Below are 8,948 nucleotides of genomic sequence, written 5' to 3'. Positions count from 1 at the left end.
CGCGCGCGACGCGCTGGCGCGCCTCGCGCACGCCGCCGGCTTCCCCGTCCTCGCCGAGGCGACGAGTCAGTTCCGCTTCGACGGCGGGGCGACGCGCGCGGCAGGGAGCGGCGATTGCGGGCGCGGCGAAGAAGAACGCCGCGAAGCGGAACGCGGCGGCGCCGGGCGCGCGCCGCGCGTCGATCTCTTCGACCCGCTGCTCCGCGCGGCGCGTCTCGACGCGCTCCGTCCCGAGTTCGTCCTCGAGATCGGCGCCCCGCCGACCTCGAAGGGCTACGCCTCGCTGCTCGAGCGCGAGCCGGAGTTGGAGCGCTGGGTGATCGGCGCGCGCGGCTGGAGCGATCCGTCGAACAGCGTCGCCGGGTTCATCGACGGCGACCTCGCGCCGACGCTCGACCTCCTCGCCGCCGCCTTCGCGGAAGACGAGCCGGCGGACGAGGCGTGGGGCGAGGCGTGGAGCGCGGCCGACGGCGCGTCGCGCGCCGCGCTCGACGAGATCCTCGCCGGCGACGCCGCCGCCGGGCCGCGCCTGCTGCGCCGCCTGCTCGCGACCCGCCCCGCGGGATCGCTGCTCTTCCTCGGCAACAGCCTCTCCGTGCGCGAGGTCGATCTCTTCTGCCCCGGCGACGCGGCGCCGCCGCTCGACGTCCTCGCGCAGAAGGGCGCCAACGGCATCGACGGGCTCGTTTCCGGCGCCGCCGGCGCCGCGGCGGCCGCGGCGCGGCCGACGACGCTGCTCTGCGGCGACGTCTCGCTGCTCCACGACTGCGGCGGCCTGGCGGTCGCGGCCGCGGCGGGCGGGCGGCTCGACGTCGCCTTCGCCGACAACGGCGGCGGGCGGCTCTTCGAGCTGCTGCCGATCGCCGAACCCGAGGCGCGTCCCGCGGAGTTCGAGCGCCTGTTCCTGACGCCGCCGCGCGTCGACTTCGACGCCTTGGCCGCGGCGTTCGGCGTCCCGCGCCTCGTCGCCGCGGCGCCCGACGATCTCGACGCCGCGCCCGCGACGGCTGGGGCGCGTCTGGTGCAGATGACCGTGCCGGGCGAGAACGCCGCGCCCCTCCATCGCCGCTTCGCCGCGCTCGTCGCCGAGCGCGCCGCGGCCGCGCTCCGCGGCGCCTGACCGCGATGGAGCGGAGCGACGCGGACGAGCGTCGGCCGGCGGCGCGCGCCGGACGACGGATCCTGATCGGCGGCGCGCCGGCCAAGGAGTGGCCCGCCGCGGGCCCCGAGCGCCGGCCGCCGATCGCGCTGCTGCACGGCTTCGCGGGCGCGCCGGAGAGCTTCGACGAACTCGCCGCGCTGCTCCCCGAAGACCGCCGCGTCGTCGCCCTCGCCCTTCCCGGCCACGACCCCGCGGCGCCGATCGAGCCGCGCGGCGGCTTCGAAGGCGCGGCGGCGCGGATCGCCGCCGCCGTCGCGGCGCTCGGCCGCGGCGCGACGCTCTGCGGCTATTCGCTCGGCGCGCGCCTCGCCCTCGCCGCCGCGCTGCTGCGGCCGGAGATCGCGGCCGAACTGATCCTCGTCGGCGTCAACCCCGGGCTCGCCGATCCGGCGGCGCGCGCCGCGCGCGCGGCGTGGGACGCGGGATGGGCCGCCCGGCTGCGCGCCGAGGGGGTCGAGGCGTTCGCCGCGGCGTGGGAGGCGCTGCCGCTCTTCGCGACGCAGCGGGCGCTGCCGGAAGAGAAGCGCGCCGCGCAGCGCGCGCTGCGGCTCAGGGGCGACGCCGCGTCGCTCGCCGCGGCGATGGAGACGCTCGGCCTCGCCGCGATGCCCGACTACGCGCCGCGCCTCGCGGAGCTCGCGGCGCCGACGACGCTCGTCGCCGGCGGGCTCGACGCCAAGTTCCGCGCGATCGCCGCCGCCGCCGCGCCGTCGCTGCGCCGCGGCCGGTTCGTCGTCGCCCCCGGCGCCGGGCACAACGTCGTCCTCGAGGCGCCCGCCTTCCTCGCCGGCCTCCTCGCCGACCGGCCGCGCGCGGCGCGGTAGAATCGGGCGCACGGAGGTATTCCATGAGCGACGTCCAGTTCCGGCCCGCGGCCGGTTTCGACTTCACCGACATCCTCTACGAGAAGTCGCCCGAGGGGATCGCCAAGATCACGATCAACCGGCCGAAGGTCCGCAACGCCTTCCGCCCGCAGACGGTCGAGGAGATGAAGCGCGCCTTCGAGGACGCGCGCGTGGACGCCGAGATCGGCGTGGTCGTGCTGACCGGCGTCGGCGACAAGGCGTTCTGCTCCGGCGGCGACCAGAAAGTCCGCGGCCACGGCGGCTACGTCGGCGACGACGGGATCCCGCGGCTCAACGTGCTCGACCTGCAGCGGCAGATCCGCACGCTGCCGAAGCCGGTGATCGCGATGGTCGCCGGCTACGCGATCGGCGGCGGCCACGTGCTCCACCTCGTCTGCGACCTGACGATCGCCGCCGACAACGCCGTCTTCGGCCAGACCGGCCCGAAGGTCGGCAGCTTCGACGGCGGCTACGGCGCCTCGTACCTCGCGCGCTGCATCGGCCAGAAGCGGGCCCGCGAGGTCTGGTTCCTCTGCCGCCAGTACGACGCCGAGACGGCGTGCGCCTGGGGGCTCGTCAACAAGGTCGTGCCGCTCGCCGAGCTCGAGCGCGAGACGATGCAGTGGTGCCGCGAGATCCTGCAGCACAGCCCCGTCGCGCTGCGCCTGCTGAAGGCGGGGCTCAACGCCGACTGCGACGGGCAGGCCGGCCTGCAGCAGCTCGCCGGCGACGCGACGCTGCTCTTCTACCTCACCGACGAGGCGAAGGAAGGCAAGAACGCCTTCCTCGAGAAGCGGAAGCCGGACTTCCGCAAGTTCCCCCGCCTGCCGTGAGCGAGCGCCGGCCGTCCAAGCTCGCCGCCCTCGTCATGGGGGCGCGCCCGCGGACGCTCCCCGCGGCCGCGGCGCCGGTCGTCGTCGGCGCGGCGGTCGCCTGCCACGCCGGCGGCTTCCGCGCCGTCACCGCGCTCGCCGCGCTCTTCGGCGGGCTGATGATCCAGGTCGGAGTGAACTACGCCAACGACGTGCAGGACTTCGAGAGCGGCGCCGACGACGAGCGGCGCGTCGGGCCGACGCGCGTCGCCGCGGCGGGGCTGCTCGCGCCGCGCGAGGTCAAGCTGGCGGCGATCGTCTCCTTCGCCCTCGCCGCGCTGGCCGGCGTCCACCTGATCGCCGTCGGCGGCTGGCCGATCCTGGCGATCGGCGTCGCCTCGATCGTCTGCGGCTACGCCTACACCGGCGGCCCCTTCCCGCTGGCCCACCACGGCCTCGCCGACCTCTTCGTGATGGTCTTCTTCGGCTTCGCCGCCGTCTGCGGCACCGTCTGGGCGCAGATGCGCGCGCTGCCGCCGCTCGCCCTCTGGTCGTCGCTCGCCGTCGGCTCGCTGGTCACGATGATCCTCGTCGTCAACAACGTGCGCGACGTCGAGTCCGACCGCCGCGCGGGGCGCAGGACGCTCCCGGTGGTCCTCGGGCGGACGGCGGGCGTCGTCGAGTACGGCGCCTTGGCCCTCGCCGCCTTCCTCGTCCCGCCGCTGCTCGTGCTCGCCGACGCCGCGCCGGCGTGGACGCTGCTCACGCTCGGCTCGCTCCCCTCGGCGGCGCGGCTGACCCGCCGTCTGGCGACCGAGCAGGGGCCGCCGCTCAACGGCGTTTTGGCCGCCACGGGGCGTTTGCTGCTGCTCTACGCGGTTCTCTTCAGCGCGGGCCTCGTCCTCGGCCGGCCCGCCGCGCGTTGAGGCCGCCTGCGCGGAGGCCCGCTTGAGGATCGCCGCCCTCCAGTTCGCCCGCGTGCGCTTCGCCTCCCCCGGCGCGGCCTCGGCGCGGAGCGCCTGGCCGGAGCGGCGTTCGCTGATCGTGCGCGCGATCGACGACGAGGGGACGCGCGGACACGGCGAGGCCTCGCCGCTCCCCGGCTACTCCCCCGACACGTTCGAAGAGGCCGAGCGCGCGCTGCGCGCCGCCGCCGCGGCGCTGCCGCTCGAGACGGACGACTGCCTGCCCGCGGCGCCGCAGATCCGCCGCCTGCTGCGCCCGCTGCCGATCGACGCGCCGTCGGCCCGCTTCGCGCTGGAGACGGCGCTCCTCGACCTCGCCGGCCGGCGCGTCGGCGCCTCGATCGCCGCGCTCCTCTCGGGGGGCGCGCCGCGCCGCGCGCTGGAGATCAACGCGCTCGTCCCGCCGCCGCGCGGGGCGGAGGCGGTCGCCCGCGCGGAGCGGCTCGCAGCCCAAGGGTTCCGCACGTTCAAGATCAAGATCGGCGCCCCCGGCCAGTGGGAGGACGAGCTCTTCGCGCTCGCCTCGCTGCGCGCGGCGCTCGGTCCGTCGGCCCGGCTGCGCGTGGACGTCAACGGCGGCTGGACGCCCGCCGAGGCGCGCCGCAGGCTCGCCGAGCTGGCGATCCTCGACCTCGAGTTCGTCGAGCAGCCGGTCGGCCCCGACGACCTGCTGCACTTCGCCGGCGCCGACGTCCCGCTCGCCGCCGACGAGTCGCTGCGCATCCCCGACGCGCTGGCGCGTCTCGCCGACGCCGGCGCCTGCCGCGTCGCCGTCCTCAAGCCGGCCGTGCTCGGCGGGTTCTTCCGCTGCCTCGAGCTGGCGCGCGAGGCGGCGACGTACGAGATGAGGACGGTCGTGACGAGCATCTTCGACGGGCCGCTGGCCCGCGCCGCGGCGGCGCAGCTCGCCTTCGCGCTCGATCCGCCGCCGCTCGCCTGCGGGCTCAGCCCCGCCGACGGCTCGGCGCCGCGCCCCTCGTGGCCGCCGGCGGAGAAGGCCGGCCTCGGCCTCGCCCCGCCGCCGGAGCTCTTCCCGTGACCCTCTCCTTTCTCGACGCCGCGCGCGAGACGCCGCGCGCCTTGGCCTTCGTCGGGCCCGCGGAGGCGATCACCTGCGCGTCGTTCGCCGAGCGGATCCGCCTCGAGATGGAGCGGCTCGACGAACGGATGCGTCAGGAGATGGAGCGGCTCGACGAGCGTGCGACGCCGCGCGCCGCCCTCTCGCCGCGGCCGACGATCGACTCCCTCGCGCGGCTCGGGGCGCTTGTCGAAATGCGGCGTCCGACGGCGCTGCTGCACCCGCGCCTCTCCGCGGCCGAGCGGCGCGCGCGGCTGGAGCTCGCCGCGCCGATCTTCGACGCCGACGAGGGGCGTCTCGTCCCGCCGCGCGGCGACGCGCAACGCCGCGCGGACGAACCGCTCGGCGTGATCGACGTCGCTCGCCGCGGACTCGACGTCGCGCGCGGCGGGCTCGACGTCGCGCGCGGCGGCGCGGCGACGGACGACGGCGGCGACGAATGGCCGCTGGCGATCGTCTTCACCTCCGGCACGACCGGCGCGCCCAAGGGGATCGTCCTGCCGCGCCGCTCGTTCCTCGCCTCGGCCGCGATGTCGGCGGAGCGATTCGGCTGGCGCGACGACGACCGCTGGCTGCTCTGCCTGCCGCTCGCCCACGTCGGCGGCCTTTCCGTCGTGACCCGCTCCCTGCTCGCGCGCAAGCCGGTCGTCCTCGCCCGCTCCTCGGCGCCGCGCGACATCGCCGCGGCGCTCGACGACGGGCGCGCCACGCTCGCCTCTTTCGTGCCGGCGCAGCTCGCGCGGCTCTTCCGCGAGTTGCCGGAGTGGCGCGCGCCGCGCGCGCTGCGGATGGCGCTCGTCGGCGGCGCGGGGGCGTCCCCCGCCCTCGTCGCCGAGGCGGAGCGCCGCGGCGTGCCCGTGTTCACCAGCTACGGCCTCACCGAAACGTGCTCCCAGGTGGCGACGCGCCTTCCCGGCGATCCGCCCGACCGGCTCGCGCCGCTCCCCGGCGTCCGCCTGCGGATCGTCGGCGGACGCATCGAGATCGCCTCCCCGTCGCTCGCCGCCGGCTTCTTCCCCGCCGATCCCGCGGCGCCGGAGTTCGCGCCCGGCGGCTGGTTGCGGACGCGCGACCGCGGCCGCCTCGACGAGCGCGGCCGCCTGACGACTCTCGGCCGCGCCGACGACGTGATCGTCACCGGCGGCGAGAACGTCGATCCGCTCGTCGTCGAGCGCGCGCTCGAGGAGGCCCCGGAGATCGCCGCGGCGCTCGTCTTTCCGCTTCCCGATCCGGTGTTCGGCCAGATCGTCGCCGCCGCGCTCGTGCCGCGCGTCGCCGACGCGGCCGAGGCGACGCACGCCGACGCGGGCGAGGCGGCGGTCGCCGCCGCGGAACGGGCCGCCGCCGCGCTCGCGCCGCACGAGCGGCCCCGCGCCTTCGCCGTCGCCGCCGAACTGCCGCACAACGCCGTCGGAAAGCTGGACCGCCGCGCCGCGGCGCGTCTCTTCGCGGCGGACGCGCGGCGGGCGTAATCTCCGCGCGCCGAGCCCCCGGCGCGTGCGCCGCGGCGTCGCCACTGACGCGGCGCGACAGCCGCGACATCGGCACGACCGCCGCGATCGCCACGACCGGCGCGACCGGCGCCGACGACAAGGAGTTCCCGCATGAAGACCGCCCGCCTCGCCCTCGCCTTCCTCCTCGCGCTCGCCGGCGCCGCCGGCGCCGCGCACGCCGACACGAAGATCGTCGCCCGGCAGCACCGCGACGCGTTCATGGGGCAGCCGGCGCAGGACGGCGCGAAGACGACGTGGATCGGCAAGGACGGCCTGCGCGCCGAGGACGACGAGAGCGTGCTGCTGATCCTGCCCGCCGCGAAGAAGATGTACCTCTGCGACAAGGGCCGGAAGAGCTGCGGCGCGATCGACATCCCGATCGACTTCGCCAAGCTCGTCGGCCCCGAAGAGGCCGCGCAGCTCCAGGCGATGCTGACGCAGCTCAAGCCGTCCGTCGCGGTCAAGGACACCGGCGAGACGAAGCAGATCGGCGCGTGGAAGACGCGCAAGTACGTCCTCACCCTCTCCAGCGCGATGGTGACCACCGAGCAGGAGATCTGGACGACGAGCGACGTCCGGCCGGACACCGCCGGCGCGTACCGGGACATGCTCGCCGGCATGCAGGACGCGCTGCCGACGATGGCCGAACTCGCCAAGACGACGCGCGCGCTCGAGGGGATGCCGATCCTCACGATCTCGAAGGCCAGCGTCGCGGGGCAGACGGTGACGACGAGCCAGGAGATCGTCTCGATCGACGAGGCCGCCGCGCCGAGCGGCGTCTACGCGATCCCCGCCGGATACGCCGTGGCGAAGTTCAACCCGCTCGGCTAGAGCCGCGCCGCGCGCGGCGCCGTTCCGGAAAATGAAGAGGGCGCGGCTTCGCGGCCGCGCCCTTCGTCCATCCGGCTTCGAGACCTGACCCGGGTTCACGTCCGTCCAGAACAGCTCCGAGATGAAGGCGCCCTTCCGACTGCGGCATCGTGGGTCCGCCCCCACACGATGCAGGAGCAGCCGGATCATCGTGAACTCTCCTGCACCGTCTTCCCGCGCTCTTTGTCCCGCTCCTTCAGGAATTCGTCCCCGCCCTTCCTCATAGCGCATCCAGCCAGCCGGATCTCCTCGCTCTCTATCAGTTCGGCGCGCTCTCGATCGAGAATTCCCTGCTCGTCCCGCTCGTGCCCCGCTTCGCCGGGCTTGCCGACGCGCTTCACCGTCGCAGCGGCTCTCCAGGGCCCCTAATTCGATCGGTCAGGTGATTCGGGAGAATGAGTTAGCTCTGACGGAGCGACCTCGATCGAGAAGTCGTTGTTCTCCTGACCGCGGTACCAGCGGAGAAACAAGGCATTGATGTCTACATCTTCGACTCTAGTCCAAGGCGTCGGGGCGAATTCGTACGGTGTTCCGTACATGTCAATACACGATGGATAACGGTAGCGGAGCCGAAATCCGAATTGTCGTATGGATGTCCTGCCCCGAGTAACCGTCAGGGGTCGAAAACCCGACCAGCCCAACACGGACACATTACCCCTCTTCTCCCGCGGTGGGTTCTGATCGTCGAGGAGAAACACCGAGTACTCCGCCGTTCCTGTGTTCTCCTCGGCACCCTTCTTGATCGCGTGAAAGGTCAATGCAATGACGCGGTGATCAGCTCGGCGGATCAAGACTATGTAGTCATCTGGGCTGCAAATGTTAAACGCCGTGATGCCATAGGTGGATCGTGCGGTAGCCAAAGGCTTCGATCCTTCCGCCGCCGCTACCATGCTCGCGCTTCCGAGAACGAGCAGAAGTAGAGTCCCACGTAGCGGTCGAGCCATCACTGATCCCCCCCCTCGGGCAGCCTCGGCTGTCCATTCTGCTCCCTCACCGCTCTCATCACTTCGCGACTCGCGGCGTATGCTTCTTTGATCGTCGAGGTGCCTGGGAGGACGTCGTGAGCAAAGTGCGTCAGGAAGCCTTTGCCGACTCCGTTCCAAACGTGGTCGCGGTGACGAGGAGTGGCGCTGTCTTCCGCCGTGTGAAGAGCGTCGCCTACAGACTCGACAGTGTTCTTCTTGATATTCTCCTGCTTCGATCGTTCAGTGCATTCCCGAGCCTCCGCGTTCGTTTGCACAGTCCCGTCCGGCCTTTCCCCCTTCATCGCGTGCACATTCGTATCCGAGGCGCGCGTCGATTGCGAGCCTGGTTTGAAGTCCGTTTTGACGCTTTGCCATGCAAGGCGAAGCGACTGACGTATTGAAAAGCCTTCCTTGCGCGCAGCAAAGAACGAGATGAAGAAATGCCACGGTGCAGCGAGGCGGCCGTCCGGATCCGTCGCGTTGACCGGATTGTTCCTCACGTACCCGTACAGGTTCCAGCTCTGAGGATCTTCCGGTTGGACGTCGAACCCCGGATCGACGCTCAGGAACCGCCCCAGCGACGCGGGGTAGTACCGCGCGAGCATGTAGTCCAGCCCGGTCTCCTCGTCCCGCTCGTGCCCCGTGAACTTCCTCCGGCTCGACGCGCCGACCGGCCCCATCTCGCCGCCGAACGGGTAGTAGTCGTGCGCCTCGACGACCGCGCCCGTCGCGTCGGTCACGAGGCGCAGGCTGCCGAG

The 8,948-nt window shown here is 73.5% G+C and carries 9 protein-coding genes; 7 read left to right on the top strand and 2 right to left on the bottom strand.

All coding sequences use genetic code 11. The annotated features are described in order from the left end of the window. The 7 genes from LLG88_14815 to LLG88_14785 form a co-directional block, all read left to right on the top strand. Positions 1-1,120, top strand: a 1,120-nt coding sequence (locus tag LLG88_14815; GenBank protein MCE5248177.1) for a thiamine pyrophosphate-dependent enzyme, incomplete at its 5' end; no start/stop codon positions are given. Between the two features lie 5 nt (positions 1,121-1,125). Beyond that, positions 1,126-1,986: an alpha/beta fold hydrolase gene (locus tag LLG88_14810; protein MCE5248176.1), complete on the top strand. Its 861-nt coding sequence runs from the start codon at positions 1,126-1,128 to the stop codon at positions 1,984-1,986. Between the two features lie 23 nt (positions 1,987-2,009). Continuing rightward, positions 2,010-2,840, top strand: a complete 831-nt coding sequence (menB, locus tag LLG88_14805; protein MCE5248175.1) for a 1,4-dihydroxy-2-naphthoyl-CoA synthase — start codon at positions 2,010-2,012, stop codon at positions 2,838-2,840. After that, complete coding sequence (locus tag LLG88_14800; GenBank protein MCE5248174.1) at positions 2,837-3,745, top strand: 1,4-dihydroxy-2-naphthoate polyprenyltransferase; 909 nt, start codon at positions 2,837-2,839, stop codon at positions 3,743-3,745. Before menB ends, LLG88_14800 begins: the two co-directional genes overlap by 4 nt. Before the next feature lie 22 nt (positions 3,746-3,767). Beyond that, positions 3,768-4,823, top strand: coding sequence for an O-succinylbenzoate synthase (locus LLG88_14795; protein ID MCE5248173.1), 1,056 nt, complete (start codon positions 3,768-3,770; stop codon positions 4,821-4,823). Further along, positions 4,820-6,334, top strand: coding sequence for an AMP-binding protein (locus LLG88_14790; protein MCE5248172.1), 1,515 nt, complete (start codon positions 4,820-4,822; stop codon positions 6,332-6,334). The genes LLG88_14795 and LLG88_14790 overlap by 4 nt, the downstream gene beginning before the upstream one ends. Positions 6,335-6,466: 132 nt before the next feature. Next, positions 6,467-7,186: a DUF4412 domain-containing protein gene (locus LLG88_14785; protein ID MCE5248171.1), complete on the top strand. Its 720-nt coding sequence runs from the start codon at positions 6,467-6,469 to the stop codon at positions 7,184-7,186. 185 nt (positions 7,187-7,371) lie between these two features. Here LLG88_14785 and LLG88_14780 read toward each other — a convergent pair whose 3' ends face one another. Beyond that, the gene (locus LLG88_14780; protein ID MCE5248170.1) at positions 7,372-7,566 is read right to left on the bottom strand and encodes a hypothetical protein; all 195 of its coding nucleotides are present in this window, start codon (positions 7,564-7,566) and stop codon (positions 7,372-7,374) included. Between the two features lie 602 nt (positions 7,567-8,168). Next, a partial coding sequence (locus LLG88_14775; GenBank protein MCE5248169.1) for an RHS repeat-associated core domain-containing protein occupies positions 8,169-8,948 on the bottom strand: 780 nt, incomplete at its 5' end.

This window comes from bacterium, from assembly GCA_021372775.1.
In the GTDB taxonomy this organism is placed as follows: Bacteria; Acidobacteriota; Polarisedimenticolia; order J045; family J045; genus JAJFTU01.
The sequence above is the reverse complement of the archived record's forward strand: the minus strand, read 5'-3'. Positions and strand labels throughout refer to the sequence as shown.